Source organism: Sorangium sp. So ce426, assembly GCF_051475585.1.
In the GTDB taxonomy this organism is placed as follows: Bacteria; Myxococcota_A; Polyangia; order Polyangiales; family Polyangiaceae; genus Sorangium; species Sorangium cellulosum_B.
On record NZ_CP150341.1, the window covers coordinates 11,535,257 to 11,551,009 of the forward strand.

The window sequence follows — 15,753 nt, forward strand, 5'->3', positions numbered from 1 at the left end:
GCGTGTCGCGGGGCGCCGTCGCGGCGCGTTGCCGCCATCGGGCCGTCACGGAGGGCTTTCTGGCCGACCGTCGCCGATCGGTTAGGCTTCCGTCCCCCTTCGTGCAGAGCTGCCCATGCGCTTCGCGGTCTTCTCGCTGATCCTCGCCCTCGTCCTCGGCGTCCTGGGCCTGTACGTGCACCGGCGCGCCTCCACGCTGCTCGGCCTCGGTGTGCGCGCCCGGCGCGCGCTGGCGTGCCTGCTGGCCGCCGGCATCATCGCCATGGTCTCCGCGCGGTTCGGGCGCGGCGCGCTGCCCGACGGCGTGCTCCGCGGGATGGGGCTCGGCGGGAGCACGCTCTCGCTGGGCGTCTTGATCTCCGCGGTCCTGCTCGCCGTCGTCGACCTCGGTCGGCTGATCGCGCGGCTCGTGCGCGCCGCGCTCGGGCGCGCGACGGCGGCCGCGCTCGCGGACGGCGGGGACGCCCGCGCCGCCGACACGGCGCCCCACCCCGCGGAGCGAGGGGCGCAGGAGGACGGCGGCCCCGCGGCCCTGCCGCTCCCGCCGCCGGTCGAGCGGCCGGCGATCGCCCGCCGCGACTTCCTCGCGACCGGGGCCGCTGGCTCCGCCTTCCTCATCGGCGGGGGCAGCGCCGTGTATGGCGCGCTGCTCGGGCGACACGACTACACCATCGAAGAGGTCGCCATCCCGATACCGGGCCTGCCGCGGAGCCTGGACGGGTTCACCATCGTGCAGCTGTCCGACATCCACCTCGGGCTGTTCGTCGGCGAGCCGGAGATGCGCGCCGCCGAGGATCTCGTGCGCGAGGCCCGCGGCGATCTCGTCGTGATGACGGGTGATCTCGTCGATTTCGATCCGAGGTACGCCGATCACCTCGGGCGCCTCACGCGGAGGCTCGGCCCGCTCGCCCGGCATGGCGTCGCGGCGATCCCGGGCAACCACGACCACTTCGCCGGCATCGACGCGGCGCTGGGCGCGCTGGAGCGCGGCGGCGCCCGGGTGCTGAGCAACCGCGGGTGCGTCGTGGGTGGGCCCGGCGGCGCCTTCGCGCTGCTCGGCGTCGACGACGTGTGGGCGCGAGGGCGGGTCCCCGGCGGCGGTCCGGACCTCGGCCGGGCGATCGCGGACGTGCCCCGCGATCTGCCGCGCGTGCTGCTCTGCCACAACCCCGTGTTCTTCCCGGACGCGGCCGGAGAGGTGGCCTTGCAGCTCAGCGGCCACACCCACGGAGGCCAGATCAACCTCCTCGTGCGGCCCGCCGATCTGCTGCTCCCCCACGGCTACGTCGCCGGGCTCTACCAGCGTGGCGGTTCGCATCTCTACATCAACCGCGGCTTCGGCACCGCCGGGCCGCCCGCTCGCGTCGGAGCGCCGCCCGAGGTGAGCCGCATCGTCCTCGTCGCCGCCTGACGTCACCACCCGACGCCGTCCCCGTCGAGCTCGCATGGCGAGCGGACGGTCGAGCCCGCCGTCGAGCCGCGGAGAGCCGCCGCGATCGCCCGGGCGCTCGCGGGTCTCCGGGAGTGGCGTGTTCTCCGGTTCTTGATTCCCGTGCTGAGGGTGTCCACCCTCCGATGTGCGATGAGCGCAACACGTGCGGCACGTCGACACGCGCTGACCGCCCCGCGCCCGCGGCGGGCGCTCCTCCTCGGGATCGCGCTCGCGATCGGCGCCGAGGGGTGCGCGCGAGCGCCGCTCGCCGCGCCTCTCGGCCGTGTCGGCCGCAGCGATCCGCCCGCCGCCGAGCAGGAGCGCGGGCGCGGGTTGGAGAGCGCGCCTCCGCCTGCGCCGGAGCCTCCGCCGGCCGCGGACGAGCCCGAGCTCATCGCGCTCGAGGTCCCGGACTTCGGCCCCGCGGTGGTCGTGACGCCGCGAGGCAAGGGGCCGCGGCCCCTGCTCGTCGTCGCGCACGGCGCGGGTGATCGGCCCGAATGGCACTGCGACATCTGGCGCGGGATCGTGAGGGGGGCCGGCTTCGTGCTCTGCCCGCGCGGCAAGCCGATCGACGTCCGGGCGCCGGACGCCGGGCGGATCTTCTACTACCCGGACCATCACGCGCTGAGCCGCGAGGTCGCCGCGGCGGTCTCGGCGCTGTCGGCGCGCTTCGGGGATCGGGTGGATCTCCGCGACCCGATCTATGCGGGGTACTCGCAGGGGGCGATCATGGGCGCGCTGCTCCTGCCCGGGCATCCCGCCCGCTTCGCGCGGGCGGCGCTGATCGAGGGTGGATACGGCAGCTTCGACGAGTGGACGCCCGGCGCCGCCCGGCGCTTTCGCGGGGGCGGCGGGGCGCGGGTGCTGCTCGCGTGCGGGCGGGCCGACTGCGCGGCGCAGGCGCGCAAGACGCGGGAGGTGCTCGAGCGCGGCGGCGTCACGGCGCGCGTCGTCCACGCCGTGGGCGCCGGCCACACCTACGGCGGCCTGATGGAACGCGCGCTCCACGAGGCGTACCCGTGGGTCGTCGAGGGTGATCCCCGCTGGCTCGACGGCGGCGCCGCGCCGCCCGCGGACGCTGCCGCGCCTCCCACGGACGGGGACGCGCCGCCCGCGGACGCCGCCGCGCCGCCCGGCGGGGCCGGCGCCCGCGCATCAGGACGCGGCGGCGATGCTGCGCGCGCGCTCGGCCAGCCCCTGGACGACGGAGTGGAAGCTCCGCAGCTGCCTCACCTTGCCCTCGCCGAAGCGCCGCTCGATGCCGCGCCGGAGCGCCGGCACCCTGGCGGTCCCGCCCGTGCAGCACACGACGTCGACGTCGTCGAACGACAGGCCCGCGTCCGCCACCGTCCGGTCGAGCGCGCCGAGGACGGCGTCGATCTGCCGCTCGCTCCCGGCCTCGAACTCCTCCCGGGCGATGCGCTCGCGGATGTGCATCGACGGGTAATCGAAGCAGAACTCCGTGGCCGCCTCGCCGGACAGCGCGCACTTGCTGCGCTCGATCTCCTCGAAGAGCCGGAACGCCAGCGAGTCCTCCACGAGGCAGAGCAGGTGGTCCATGCGCTCCCGATCCTCGGGCCCGAGGGACCACGCCTTCACGTCGCGGAGGAAGGCGAGGACATCGCGGTGCTGGAGCACCGTCATGTCGGCCGGTGAGCAGAGCTTCTCGGCGATGGATCGCGGCATGGTCAGCTGGTTCGAGCCGAGCGGGACGCGGTAGGTGACCTCCGCGCCGAAGTGGCGGGCGATCTTGTGGCGCATGAGGCTGCCGTCGAGCGCGTCCCCCGCGACCGAGACGCCGCCGAGCGACAGCACGTCGGACGGGGAGAACCCCTCCGGCCGCATCCGGACGATCGTGTAATCGGACGTGCCGCCGCCGAAATCGGCGACGAGGACGACGGCCCCGCGGTCGAGCTCCAGGTGGAAGTCGTGCGCGGCGGCGACCGGCTCGGGGCAGAACGAGACCTCGCGGAAGCCCGCGATGCGCGCCGCCCGCTCGAGGCGCTCCTCGGCGAGCCGATCGTCGGCCGGCTCGGCCGAGAACTTCGCCGGCCTGCCCAGCACGACGCGCGCGACGTCGGCGTCGAAGTGGCGGTTCGCCTGCTCGCGCATCTCCCGGAGGAAGCGGCCGATCAGGTCCTCGATGGTCACGACCCGGTGCCCGATCTGCGTGCCGGAGAAGCTGCGATCGGGCAGGTATTTCTTGATCGAGCGGATGAAGCGGCCCTGCATGCCGTTCGCGACGAAGTCGCTGATCGCCGCCGCGCCGCAGGAGAACCGCTCCTGCCCGAAGAACAGGAGGCTCCGGAGGACGGTCGGATCGGCCGCCGCGGCGTCGAGCGGGATGGGCGGGCAGGTCGCCTCCGCGCTGGCCGCCGAGAGCAGCGAGTTGGAGGTACCGAAATCGACGGCATACACCTCGGGCCTGAATCGTGCGGACATGAGCTCGCCTCCTCGTGGGGTGCTTCGCGGGCACGCGGATCTGGCCGAGAGAGCCACTATTTACAAGCTATCGAATGCATGCGACAATGCTGGCGGGCTCGCGGGATGAGCAGAATTTGCCGACCTGCCCGCTTCTGGAGCGGTTGCCACCCCTTTGGTACCCGCGACGCAGAGCGGCGGTCTCCCGCACAGGAGACGGGCCCAGATCGGCGTTTTCGGCGCGGAAGCGCACTCCTGTGCGCTGAGCACCGAAAACGACGAGATGGGCCCGTATCCGAAGCGGGTGACCGCCGCTCTACGACACGCGGGTCACGCGCCGCAGCGCCACGGTGAGCGCGACGAGCGCGATCAGGGTCGGCACGGCGATCACGCCGACGTCGATCCAGCCGAGCCACTCGGCCGGGTCGAGGCCCAGGGTGGGGATCGGCAGCGCGAACGCGTTGTAGGCGGCGGCGCCGAGCGCGAGGACGCCGCACGAGACGAACAGCCACACGAGCGCGCCCAGGAGGCCGTGGCCGAGGCGCTCCATGGCCGGCGCGCTCCGCCAGCGGCCGACGAGGACCCGGAGGGTGGCGACGAGGGCGATGAAGGCCAGCGCTCCCGCGGCGCCCGCGGCGAGGAGGACCTCGCTCTGGCTGAGCGCCCGCCGCTCGGTGATGCCGTAGACCCTGCGGAGGACCATCGCGGCGCTGGTGAAGACGGCCGCGCCCGCGGCGAGGCTCACGGCGATGGACAGCAGCGACGCGACGGGGCGAGCGCGCCGCGCCTTGCGCGTCACGTCGTCCGCGCTCTGGCCCTGGGCGTTCGGGATGACGACCGTGGCCCGCTCGTCGTTCGGGGCGCCCTCGGTCGCCGCGACGCCCACGCCGAGCGCGCGGGAAGGCGCGAGCGGATCCTGCAGATCGAAGTCCGCGAGCAGGCGATCGAGCTCCTGGGCGGACGGCGGCCGGTCCTCGCGCGCCCGGGCCATGGCGCGCTGGATCAGCGCCTCGAGCCCCTCGGGGATGGTCTTGTCGATGTCGCGCGGGCGCCGGGGGTCCTCGGTGAGCAGGCGGAGCATGGTCCGCGTCGGCTCCTCCTCGGGGAAGGGCCGCTCGCCGGTCAGCATGCGGTACAGCACGGCGCCGACCGCGTAGATGTCCGCGCGCGAGTCGACGTCGGCCGAGCCGCGCGCCTGCTCCGGCGCCATGTACTGGGGCGTGCCGACCACCGAGCCGGTGCGCGTGAGGTCGGCGCCGTCGAGCACCTTGGCGACCCCGAAATCGAGGATCTTCACGTGGACGCTGCCCCCTTCGCGCCGCATGAGGAACAGGTTCGACGGCTTGAGATCGCGGTGGACGACGCCGGTCGCGTGGGCCGCGGCCAGGCCGCGGCAGACCTGGCGCGAGATCGTGATGGCGGTGGGGAGCGGCAGCTTGCCGACCTGGTCGAGGAGGCCGCCGAGGTCCTCGCCCTTGAGCAGCTCGGTCACCATGCACGGGCGCCCGTCCTTGAGGCGGACGACGTCGACGACGTCGATCACGTGCTCGTTGCCGACGCGCGCGATCGTCTGCGCCTCGCGCTCGAAGCGCGCCATAGCCTCCCGGTGGCTGGCGAAGTGCTCGTGCGGCACCTTGACGGCGAAGCGCTTCGGCAGGCGGATGTGCTCGGCGACGTAGACGCGGCCCATGCCGCCCGCGCCGATCACGCCGGTGATGCAGAAGCTGCCCGCGAGCAGCTCGCCGACCATCGGGTCGGTCGCGGTCACGCCCTGGAGCTCCAGGGCCGTCGCGTCGATGGGGCAGACGAGGAAGTCGAGCGGGTACCGGACGCCGCACACGGGACAGCGTCGGGTGGGCCTCTCCGGGGGTACCTGCTGCCGTGCCTGGTCCGGGGCGGCTTGCCTGGCTAGGTCGGCCATCGACGGCGAGTCTAGACGAGAAGCGGGTTCCGGGCGCGACGGATCGGCCCCGCCGAGCCTGACGCAAGGCGACGCCGGAGAGGCCCGCCGGCGGCCTGGCGGCGGCGCGTCCCGGTGTCACATGGGCGTGGCCTGGAGGCCCACCTGGCCGGGCCTCGTCGCGTCGATGCCCACCCGTGGGGAGCTGTCGCCTTCGCTGGCTGCGCCGATGGGCGGGTGGTCCCGGACCAGCGAGCGAACGCCGGAGGAGCACACGACACGCGCCGCGATCTGCGCGTCATCCGAGGGAACCTGATCGCCGTGAAGGTGGAAGTCTTCAGTGGCCTCCCTCCTGTCCTCCTGGGGGCACTCTGGATGGCGGACACCGGTGGACACGTAACCTCACGACGTCCGTTCGAGCGGGCAAGGAGGGGAATCGCGGCACGGAGTACGGGTATCGAGCAGGACCTGACAGATCCTTCATCTCGTCGGCATTTTTTTAGAGAAATATTGAACAGGGAGGCGGGGAGACGGGGAGATTGATGGGATTTTATTCTTCTTCTCCCCGCCTCCCCGTCTCCCTGTGAATTCTCCCGGACTATTCGAGGGGATGCTTCAGGACCAGGCCACCTCGGAGCTCAGGCAAGGCCCGAGCCCTCTGCAGGTGCGGCTTCACCGCGCGCATGACGTGACGGACGCGACGGACGTGACGGACGCGACGGACGCGACGGACGCGACGAAGGAAGCCTGGCGCGAGCGTTGTGCTGATGGGCCCGCTGGGGTATAGCGAGCTTCGATGGCATCTTATCACGGCGCCCCGACCGACGTCGCCTCGGTCCTTCGCCAGGTCCGCAGGCCCAGGCGGGCGGTCGTCACCGCAGGCATGCCCTACGCCAACGGGATGTTGCACCTTGGGCACCTCGCGGGGGCGCACGTCCCTGCGGACATCCACGCGCGGTGGCTAGGCCTTTTGATCGGCCGCGAGGACGTCCTCTTCGTCTGCGGCACCGATGATCACGGCTCCGCCAGCCAGATCGCGGCGCGGCAGGCCGGGGTGTCGATACGCGAGTTCATCGACGGCATCCACGAGAAGCAGCGCGCGAGCCTCCGGCGGTATGACATCGATCTCGACGTCTACTCGGGGACCTCGCGGCCGGAGTGCCTCCCGATTCAGCAGGAGCTCGCGCACGGCTTCCTCCGGCGCCTTCACGAGAACGGCCTCCTGGAGAAGCGCACGAGCAGCCAGTGGTTCGATCCGGAGCTCCAGTGCTTCCTCCCCGACCGCTTCGTGCGCGGGCGCTGCCCCAACCCGAAGTGCGACAACGCAGACGCGTACAGCGACGAGTGCGACCGCTGCGGTCACCAGCACGCGCCCTCACAGCTCGGCAGTCCGCGCAGCGCGCTCAGCGACGCCACGCCGGTGATGCGCGACACAGCGCACTGGTGGCTCGACATGTGGGCCGTGTCCGAGACGCTCCGGGGCTGGATCCAGGGCAAGCAGGGCGCGTGGCGCCCGGCGGTGCTCGCGGACGTGCTGAACACCGTGATGCCGTCGCTCCGCTTCGAGGCCGACCTCGCCCCGACCTACAAGGAGATCAAGGCGTCGCTGCCGAAGCACAAGGCGAAGTTCACGCAGGATCGCAAGGTCCTGCTGCAGCTCGGCAGCAAGCCGGAGATGGAGGAGGCGCGCGCCGCCCTCTCGCGCCATGGCGTCCCCAGCGAGCCCGTCGAGGACTGGGCTCATCGCGCCATCACCCGCGACGTCGCCTGGGGGCTCTCCTTGCCGGTGGATCTCGATCCGGAGCTCTGCGGCAAGACGCTCTATGTCTGGCCCGACTCGCTGATCGCGCCCATCGCCTTCTCGCAGGTCGCGCTCGCCCGAAGAGGCGTCGATCCGGCCCGGTACGTGGACTTCTGGTGTGATCCGGAGGCCAGGATCTACCAGTTCCTCGGCCAGGATAACGTCTTCTTCTACGTGCTCATGCAGGGCGCGATGTGGCTCGGTACGCAGCCCGATCCGCGCCGGATGCCGGCGCCCGGCGAGCTGCAGCTCACCGACGTCCTCGGGTGCTTCCACCTGCTCGTCGGGGGCGACAAGATGAGCAAGTCGCGCGGAAACTTCTTCACCGCCGATCAGCTCCTCGACGAGAAGGGGTATTCAGCGGACCAGATCCGTTATTACCTGGCGCTGCTCGGCCTCGCGGAGAAGCCGTCGAACTTCGATTTCGAGAAGCTCGACGAGCGCAACCGGTTCCTCGCCGGGCCGCTCAACGCGGCGTTCGAGCGGCCGATCTCCGCGGCGCACTCGAAGTTCGACGGGCGCGTGCCCCACGGCGCGCTGCTCGACAAGGTCGCCTCGGACACCCTCCGCATCGTCCAGCGCTACGTGCGCGCGATGGATCGCGCCGACTACCCGACGCTGCTCTTCGAGATCGAGAACTACGCGCGCGTCATCAACAGCCTCTTCGCGCAGTTCAAGCCGCACGACGACCGGCACCCGGAGGAGGGCCGCCGCGACGCCCTCTTCTCCTCGTTCTACGTGCTCAAGAACCTGATGATCATGCTCTACCCCTTCGTCCCGACCACGATGGATCGGCTGCGGGAGTCGCTCCGGCTCCCGCCGGAGGTCTTCCGCCTCGAGGAGCTCGGCACCCCCATCCCCGCCGGGCACGCCATCGGTCCCAAGCAGGTCTACTTCCCGCCGGTGCCGGAGGAATAGCTCCGCGTGTCAGAAATCCCGCCAGAAACATCGGTCGATGACGAGCGGTCGCCGGAAACAGTAGCGATTTTCATGGTTTCCGCCTGTCTCCCCGCCCAGGGCGGCTCCGATGTGGCCCAACGGGGCGCCCTCCGTCGCCGCGTCGTCAACGGGGCCGCGTTCACTCCACAGTCTGCGGCGGCAGGAACAGGGTGGGCCGCCGGTGCCGGCGCTCGATCAGCGCGTAGGTAAAAGAAGCCGGATCGCAGCGCGAAGCAGTGTAGCGCAGCAAACCGAAAGGGTGGGACCGCGAGCGTCGTGAGCGTGGTCCGGGCGGCGCCGAGCGCGCTACGGGGCGCATCGGCGTGCCGTGGGCCCACGTGTCCGTCCGGGCGTTGGTCTGGCCCGGGAGGCGCGTCGCGAGACGCTATGCGGCGTCACCGGGCGCCTTGCGGCGCAGAACGGTGCTCTTCCAGTACGGCGGCCGCCGCGTCGGCGCTGGGAGAGCGTGCTGGAACATCGGTCGGTTCGCCGAGCGCGGAGAGGAAGCGGGCGATGTTCCTTGGCTCGGTCACCATGGCGACGAGCTTCATCACGTCCCGTTCGCTGAGGATGCCGCTCGGGGACGAGTCGATGCTCACGAGCAACGCGCCCACGTGCCTCGCGCACATCAGGGCGGGCGGGTGGTCGGCATGATCTCGATCGGCGATCTCGTGCACTGGGCGAGCCGCGAGCAAGAGGCCGAGATCAAGATGCTCACCGAGTACGTACAGGGCGTATATAAGGGGCAATCCCCCGCGGCGGCCTCCAGCGGACGCGCGCGGGGCGCGTCCAGGGGGCGACGCGGCGATCGGCGAGAGCGCGCCCTGCGCTGGTATCGAGCAGTCCCTCAGCGGCCGCCGCACGGGCCATCCAGGACGGCGAGCCAGGCTCCGCCCTCGCAGACGAGGGCGACAGCTCTTCCGTGACTATCCTTGACGCAGACGTCCTCGTCCGTGTCGGCGCAGGCACAGCCGACCGCGCCGAGATCGTACGCCCTCTCGAGGTTCTGCGTGGGGCTGAAGCACACGGGAGGGAGAGGCGCGCACGGGCCATCCTCGACGGCGTCCCAGCGCCCGTCGTTGCAGACGAGGGCGACCCCGCGCCCGGTGCTGTCATCGACGCACACGTCCTCGTCCGCGTCGGTGCAGGCGCAGCCGACCGCGCCTGGCGCATACGCCGTGTCGAGGTTCTGCGTGGGGCTGACGCATTCGCCACCGTCCCCATCCACGGTACAGGAGAACATCTGCGCTGACAGGACCACACCGGCCAAGAGCCTTGCTGAGAGTTTCATAATTCACCCTTCTCTGCGCAACGGCATTGCAAGATGAGGGCCGCCGAAAAAAAGCCCGGGCACTCCAGCTCTTGCGTGTGGCATGGCTGTCACGCTCTGGCACAACTCGCTGAAATCGTGCGGTGATCGCTGTCGGGTCTTCCGGCCGTGATCCGCGGGCCCACGGGGCGGACAGGAGGAGCCGAACGCGTGAGCCGCGGCGCTGCCCGGCCCACGCGTCTGCCGCGCTGGCGCTCGCATCGGCGGCCGCCCGAGGCCGGCTCGTTCGTGCTCGGCCTCGTCGTCTCAGCGCTTCGCCGCTTCCTTCAGCGCTGCCAGGGTCGCGACCGGGCCCGCGGCGCCGGCGCCGTGCGCCCCGACGATCCGCTCGACGTCCAGCTTCAGGCGGGTGATCGCGTCGTAGAGCTCGCCGGCCGACTTCTCGTTGATCGGGCCCCCAGGGCTGAAGAGGTCGGCGTTGAAGAGGAGCTTCTCCGCGGGCAGGTACACGACCACCATCCCCTGCGCGTGCTCGGTCTCGATCACGTGGAGTTCCACCTCCCGTCCCGCCAGATCGGTGAACCGCTTGAGGGACTCCACCTCGTCGATGGCGACCGGGACGTTCGCCTGCTCCAAGCGGTCGGGGCTGACAGTGTGCGGCCGGGCGAACACGTCGCGGAAGAAGTCGGCGCCCGCCTGACCATGGCGACGAGCTTCATCCGCCCCTTGCAAGCTGGGCACTCGAGGACATCTATCGCAAATGTGCGGCGCAAGATCTCGGCCCACGGTCGATAGCCGCCACGCTTGCGTTTCGGAGCGGCGTCATCGTCCGCCTTCGTAGGCTCTTGTGGCTTCGCAGGGCGCGGTCCGATGCGCTTGCGCGCCAACGTGGGCGACTTGCCGAGGCGAGCACGCCAGCGTACTTGACGGTGTGAAAGTGCGGCGGCGGGACGCTGGCCGCGAGGCGGCACAGGAGCGAGGCGCGTCAAGGGCGGCGCAGCCGCCGAGCCCTGCGAGGGAACCCTTGACGCGCCCGAGCACCCCGGCACACTCAGGACGCGATGGGCCGACCATCACGCCTGTGACCGAGGCCCGCTCACTGTCGCGATGGCCATCAGCCAGGCCGAGCGAGAGAGCATCAACCAGTTTGACTCTCAACGCCGCCGCTTCGAAGAACCGGGCCGAAGGAACTCCCGTCACCGTAACGGACGCCACGCTCCCGATGGCCCTCGAAGCCATGAGCGTGACGACGTTCGTGAGTCAGTGAAGCCTAGCCAGATCGGCCCCGTCGCTCAGGGGACCTTCATCAGGGCGTTCTGCTCTGCTTGCACGCGGCCATCGGTGCAGAACTTGCAGTTGTCGCCGTAGAAGAAGTTCCTGTTCGCTGTGTCATCCATCAGATGAACGCGGAACCAGGCCGCGGCCGACGACAGGGACACGCCATTTGCGCCCTGATAGACCCAGCTACCGTGATCCGCGTTGAGCTCGTTGAGGAAAAACGCGGGCTGATCGGTGACCGTCTTGAAGACATCGTGGACCCCGCTGCATTTCACCGTGGAGTCGTTCCCCCCGCAGAAGAACAACATGGGGGTGTGCACTCCCTTGAGGGCACTGGTGCCGCAAATCGTGCCGAGGGCCGAGAAACGGGGATCGGAGGCCGTCTTGCAAGTCGACATGCCCCCATAGGAATGGCCAAGCTGGCCGATCTTCGTGGTGTCGAGGGCGTGATAGTACGGGCTGCTCGCATCCTCGGCTTGTTCCAAGATCCAATCGAGGCCCGCGGTCGTGGGAAGAGGATCGCCTTCGGCGGTCGCGGTGCTGAGAGAAGCCACCACGACGAAACCGTGGGACGCGAGATGGTTGACGATCGGTCCGTATTGTCCGCACCACTGATTGCTGCCGGCGTTGACGACGCATTTCGGCGGGTTCTGCTCCGGATTGTCCCGGTAGCCATTGGCCCAGATCAGGATCGGATGGCAGTGGCCGCTGGTTGCGATATTGCTCGGGCGGTACACGTGAAAGCGCTGTTGCTCGTCCCCATAGATCGGATCGGGAACGACGCCGGCGAGGGGGCCGACGTTCTTGTCTGCGGTGACCGAGAAGGGGCCCGTCTTGGTAGGATCGGCCGTGGGGAACGGGTCGCCGACGCAGCTACCGGTCGTGCCGCCGCTACCGGTCGTGCCGCCGCTACCGGTCGTGCCGCCGCTTCCGGCATTTCCTTGGCCGCCGCTGCCCGATTGCCCGCCCGAAGCCGCGCCACCCGTGGCCCCACTTGAGCCGCCCGACGCCGAGCCGCCAGCCCCACCACTGGATGCGCCGCCGCTGGATGCGCCGCCGCTTTCGGCCGTTCCCCCAGAGCCCGTCGCACCACCGGAGGCCGTGCCCCCGCTGCCCGTCCCACCGCTGTCCGTGCCAACCGCGCCCCCGCTCGCGGCAGCGTCCCCATTCGATCCGTTACCACACGCCGCGGTGGAAACGCACACGCCCAAAGCCAGTAGCCAACGCCTCATGGTGACTCTGTCCTCGCCCAGCCGCTCAGCGTCGTCAAGCGCTTTGGCGGATAGGACAAGCAAACGCGTTCCGCAAAGTCAAGATTCTCGGAGCCGTTCCTGACTCGTGCAGTCCGACTGTACGAGCTTATCGACAGAACGGGCCTTATGCGATCAGACAGGCCTTCCACTCGTGAAACGCCTGCGATTACCGCGACGTCGCACCAAGCGGAAGGCATCCTACCGTATAGCTGTACACTACTGAGCTCGTCCAAACGGCCGCCGTCGCGGTTCGCGGCGCGTCGTGATGGCCGGCGCACGCACCTCAGGGCAGACCTCCCCCCCGGCCACGTCGTCGAGCAGCGTCCCTCCCCTTTCAGTTTCGTCACGCGGGGTCCGCCGGGTACCGCGCGCGGCACTCCAGCGGCTCGGCGACCAGACCGAGGTGGCTCAAGATCTTCCTCGCCGTCGCCTTGTCCGTGATCGCGGCCATGAGTCGCATCCGCCCGCTGCATCGCGGGCACGCGAGAACATCTACTGCGTAAGTCCGCCGCAAAAGCTTCGCCCATTCGACGCGAGGCGACGTCGCCAGAAGGAGCCCATCCACGAGGCTGCGTTGCTTCGCATGCGGCGCGAGCACACCGTGGTAGCGCACCAGCGGATGGCGCGGCGGCCGCACCAGCGCGGCGAGCCTCGCGAAAAACACAATCGGCGTCATCACCCGATGCGTTCCTTTTCGCCGCGGGTATTTCACCTGATAGGCCACCCGACCGTCGCGGAGGATGCTGAGCCGCTCCAAAGCGAAGCAGGGACGCGCGCAATACCGGACGAGCCGCTCGCGCCCCTCGTCGTCGTAGCCCTCGATGCGCACCGCCGCCTCGACGTTGAAAGCACGCCGGCGCGACGCTTTTGGGCCTTCGCGATCTCTTGGATGAAATGCGCCCGATCGCTGTCGCGACGCCGGCAGCGGCAACCCTCGGTCGTACGTCTCGCGAGCGTGAGCGAGAAAGCTTTCCAGGTGATCCCGAACAAGGACGTGGAGAACGGTGTCCTCTGGCTTTCGCGGCGCATACGCAGGTGACGTGAGGTGCCGCGGGATAGGCAGCTCTGCCCGCTCGTTCCGGCTTCGAGCGCCTGTCTCGCACCGGTTCGACACGGGAGCTCGCCATGGCGGATTCCGTGCCGCTTTGCAGTCGCGTCATTTCACGCGTGGGCGAGGCAGCCGCTCGCGCGATCACCGATCGCCGCCATGGCGGCGCCAGTCCGTTGAGCGCTTGGCTCGTCGTCCGCCTTCCCAGGCTTCTCTGGCTTCGAAGGCCGCGGTTCGATGCGCTTACGATGAGGTCGAGTTCAGCCGGCGGCGAAAAGTCAGGGTCCGAGCCACCGGAGAGGAGCTGTTCGAAATGTTATGTAAAATGCGATGCATATCGGGCGGAGGGTCCGGTCAGCCGATGTCAACGCCGCGCGAGGTCGAGCACCGGACGAGGCGAGAGTTCCGACGCCCTGATCACGGCGTCTGCCGACGTCGGTCGTCCGCGACAAGCCGAGCCTCGTCGGCTAGCTTCTTAGGAAGCAGGTGGCCGAACCTCTCCCATCGGAGATCGACCCCGCGTGCAGCCCCGCACCTCAGCGCCGGCGAGCTCGTGGCCGGCGCCGCCGAGCTCCTCCAGCGCGAGGCTCGGGGCCGACCGCGGAGCGGCCAGCGGGCGTCGAGGTGGACGCCGGCGAGCGCGTGAGCGCGCTGGCGTCGTACCAAATACACCGCCCCAGAACGGCCGGAAAGGGCGCATAGACCCGCGAAACCACGTGGAGCGCGCTGCCGTGGAGGGGTATCGAGACGCCTGCTACGTCAATGCCACGTCAACGCTACGGCCACCCCACGGCCACGAGAGCAGCCCGCCGTTCGGTCGGCGAACAGCACCCGCGCCGCGCGCTGCCCCCGCCGGAATCGTGCGTTTGTCGACCGAAATCGGCGCAGGCCGTCCCGATGCTGGTCATCATCGACGGGCTCCTTCCCCCGTGCGTAGCACGGCGGGCTGGCCGTCAGGTTCCGGGAGAGGCAGCACACAGTGGTCCGGGCTGTTCGTCAACCGATCGGTGGGCGAATACTTCTCCACGTCGATTTTTGTGCTGACTCGGACCGCGTGGCCGATGCCTTCGGCATCGCCGACCGATCGGCAGACGCTCGGCGATCGTTCTCGCCCGTGCCGCCGACTGGCACGGTTGACGACTTCAAGCGCAGTGGCGAGCATCCCCGAGCCGGCCAGGAACCCTGCGAGCCGACTGGGAATTTCTGGTTCGGTCCCGCTCACCCCCGCGCGCGCGGCGGCTGCGCGGCCCGCGCCGCCGGCTGCGCGGCCCGCGTCGCCGCCGGCGCCGCCGCCCTCGGGCGGCCCACGGCGTCCCCCGCGGAGAGGAAGCGGGCGATGTTCCTTGGCTCGGTCACCATGGCGACGAGCTTCATCCGCCCCTTGCAAGCTGGGCACTCGAGGACATCGATCGCAAATGTGCGGCGCAAGATCTCGGCCCACGGTCGATAGCCGCCACGCTTGCGTTTCGGAGCGGCGTCATCGTCCGCCTTCGTAGGCTCTTGTGGCTTCGCAGGGCGCGATCCGATGCGCTTGCGCGCCAACGTGGGCGACTTGCCGAGGCGAGCACGCCAGCGTACTTGACGGTGTGAAAGCGCGGCGGCGGGACGCTGGCCGCGAGGCGGCACAGGAGCGAGAGCGGATCCATGTCCACCGCGACAGTCCCGTCAGCGAAGGCGCGCTTGAGCGAGAGCCGCACCAGGCCGTCCTGCTGCGGCTCGACGCGCTCCTTTGCGATCGGGGGTCGCAGCACGTAACGCAGCAGCGCCTCCCTCGCCGCGGCATGGTGCGCACCGGGGCGCGTCGCTGCGTGCAAGGTGAAGCCGTCGAGCGCAACGCACAGCGGCTTGTCGTACGCGAGCGCGCTCGGAGAAGACGGCGAGAGCCCGCGGAGCCATCGCGGGGCGACGACGTGTGGCGCGGCTCTCGTCCCGAGACGGCGGAGGCACAGAGCGCTGCCTCGGGCTCGTCGTCCTCCTCGACGTCGTGCTCGATGTCGAGATGCCCGTGCCGCCGGAGGGAATGGAGCATCCGCCCGGCGTGCTCTAGGACCTGACCGACCTCGCGCGTTCGCAGGTGACCGAGTTCGTTCCACACGAGCTCGGTGCCGTCTTCGTGATAAGCCCCGTCGAGGAAGACCACGTGCAGATGCGGATTGAGCCGCATGTCGCCGGACGTGCGTTGCACGACGGTCACCGCGCCGCTCTTGACCGCGCCGCACGCGCCTCGGCGCGCGGCGCCACCGGCAGCCCGAGCAGCCGTCCGATCGCCTCGTGGACGACCCGGGCCGCCACGTCATCCCGAGGGCGACGGCGCGGCTCAGGGTGCTGGCGAGCGAGGCGACCACGGCCGCCCGAGGCGACGGATCGGTCACGGCGAGCTCCCCAGGCCCGGTGCGGCCCCACGGGGC

The 15,753-nt window shown here is 70.4% G+C and carries 12 protein-coding genes and 1 pseudogene; 3 read left to right on the forward strand and 10 right to left on the reverse strand.

Annotated features, from left to right (window positions below; genetic code table 11):
* The first annotated feature begins 115 nt into the window (after positions 1 to 115).
* Entirely contained in the window at positions 116 to 1,411 is a 1,296-nt protein-coding gene (locus WMF44_RS43345; RefSeq protein ID WP_437295901.1) for a metallophosphoesterase, read from the forward strand.
* Between the two features lie 1,179 nt (positions 1,412 to 2,590).
* Here WMF44_RS43345 and WMF44_RS43350 read toward each other — a convergent pair.
* Together WMF44_RS43350 and WMF44_RS43355 are read right to left on the reverse strand one after the other, a co-directional pair.
* Positions 2,591 to 3,877 (reverse strand): Hsp70 family protein, encoded by a 1,287-nt coding sequence (locus WMF44_RS43350; RefSeq protein ID WP_437295902.1) that lies wholly within the window; start codon positions 3,875 to 3,877, stop codon positions 2,591 to 2,593.
* A 295-nt stretch (positions 3,878 to 4,172) separates the two neighbouring features.
* Complete coding sequence (locus WMF44_RS43355) at positions 4,173 to 5,696, reverse strand: serine/threonine-protein kinase (RefSeq protein ID WP_437295903.1); 1,524 nt, start codon at positions 5,694 to 5,696, stop codon at positions 4,173 to 4,175.
* A gap of 856 nt (positions 5,697 to 6,552) precedes the next feature.
* On the opposite strand from WMF44_RS43355, the gene WMF44_RS43360 reads away from it, so the two are divergent.
* Positions 6,553 to 8,475, forward strand: coding sequence for a methionine--tRNA ligase (locus tag WMF44_RS43360; RefSeq protein WP_437295904.1), 1,923 nt, complete (start codon positions 6,553 to 6,555; stop codon positions 8,473 to 8,475).
* Positions 8,476 to 8,891: 416 nt separating this feature from the next.
* On the opposite strand, the gene WMF44_RS43365 is transcribed toward WMF44_RS43360, so the two are convergent.
* The 7 genes from WMF44_RS43365 to WMF44_RS43395 form a co-directional block, all read right to left on the reverse strand.
* Positions 8,892 to 9,047 (reverse strand): hypothetical protein, encoded by a 156-nt coding sequence (locus tag WMF44_RS43365; protein ID WP_436626287.1) that lies wholly within the window; start codon positions 9,045 to 9,047, stop codon positions 8,892 to 8,894.
* 296 nt (positions 9,048 to 9,343) lie between these two features.
* The gene (locus tag WMF44_RS43370) at positions 9,344 to 9,787 is read right to left on the reverse strand and encodes a hypothetical protein (protein ID WP_437295905.1); all 444 of its coding nucleotides are present in this window, start codon (positions 9,785 to 9,787) and stop codon (positions 9,344 to 9,346) included.
* A gap of 285 nt (positions 9,788 to 10,072) precedes the next feature.
* Entirely contained in the window at positions 10,073 to 10,507 is a 435-nt protein-coding gene (locus tag WMF44_RS43375) for a hypothetical protein (RefSeq protein ID WP_437295906.1), read from the reverse strand.
* Positions 10,508 to 11,058: 551 nt separating this feature from the next.
* Entirely contained in the window at positions 11,059 to 12,276 is a 1,218-nt protein-coding gene (locus WMF44_RS43380; RefSeq protein ID WP_437295907.1) for a poly(ethylene terephthalate) hydrolase family protein, read from the reverse strand.
* A 364-nt stretch (positions 12,277 to 12,640) separates the two neighbouring features.
* A complete protein-coding gene (locus tag WMF44_RS43385) occupies positions 12,641 to 13,228 on the reverse strand; it encodes a transposase (protein ID WP_437295908.1) in 588 nt (195 codons plus the stop codon).
* A gap of 1,335 nt (positions 13,229 to 14,563) precedes the next feature.
* A complete protein-coding gene (locus WMF44_RS43390) occupies positions 14,564 to 14,773 on the reverse strand; it encodes a hypothetical protein (RefSeq protein ID WP_437301707.1) in 210 nt (69 codons plus the stop codon).
* Complete coding sequence (locus tag WMF44_RS43395) at positions 14,716 to 15,159, reverse strand: transposase (protein WP_437295909.1); 444 nt, start codon at positions 15,157 to 15,159, stop codon at positions 14,716 to 14,718. Before WMF44_RS43395 ends, WMF44_RS43390 begins: the two co-directional genes overlap by 58 nt.
* Positions 15,160 to 15,257: 98 nt before the next feature.
* Here WMF44_RS43395 and WMF44_RS43400 point away from each other — a divergent pair, with 98 nt between their 5' ends.
* A complete protein-coding gene (locus tag WMF44_RS43400) occupies positions 15,258 to 15,392 on the forward strand; it encodes a hypothetical protein (RefSeq protein WP_437295910.1) in 135 nt (44 codons plus the stop codon).
* Positions 15,393 to 15,410: 18 nt separating this feature from the next.
* Here WMF44_RS43400 and WMF44_RS43405 read toward each other — a convergent pair.
* A pseudogene (locus tag WMF44_RS43405) lies at positions 15,411 to 15,509 on the reverse strand (hypothetical protein); the annotation flags it as partial.
* Positions 15,510 to 15,753 lie beyond the last annotated feature (244 nt).

Bases quoted from the DNA above. Each gene is read 5' to 3' on its own strand.
- WMF44_RS43380 (WP_437295907.1), bottom strand. From the start codon at position 12,276: ATGAGGCGTTGGCTACTGGCTTTGGGCGTGTGCGTTTCCACCGCGGCG.
- WMF44_RS43365 (WP_436626287.1), bottom strand. From the start codon at position 9,047: ATGAAGCTCGTCGCCATGGTGACCGAGCCAAGGAACATCGCCCGCTTC.
- WMF44_RS43345 (WP_437295901.1), top strand. From the start codon at position 116: ATGCGCTTCGCGGTCTTCTCGCTGATCCTCGCCCTCGTCCTCGGCGTC.
- WMF44_RS43370 (WP_437295905.1), bottom strand. From the start codon at position 9,787: ATGAAACTCTCAGCAAGGCTCTTGGCCGGTGTGGTCCTGTCAGCGCAG.
- WMF44_RS43350 (WP_437295902.1), bottom strand. From the start codon at position 3,877: ATGTCCGCACGATTCAGGCCCGAGGTGTATGCCGTCGATTTCGGTACC.
- WMF44_RS43360 (WP_437295904.1), top strand. From the start codon at position 6,553: ATGGCATCTTATCACGGCGCCCCGACCGACGTCGCCTCGGTCCTTCGC.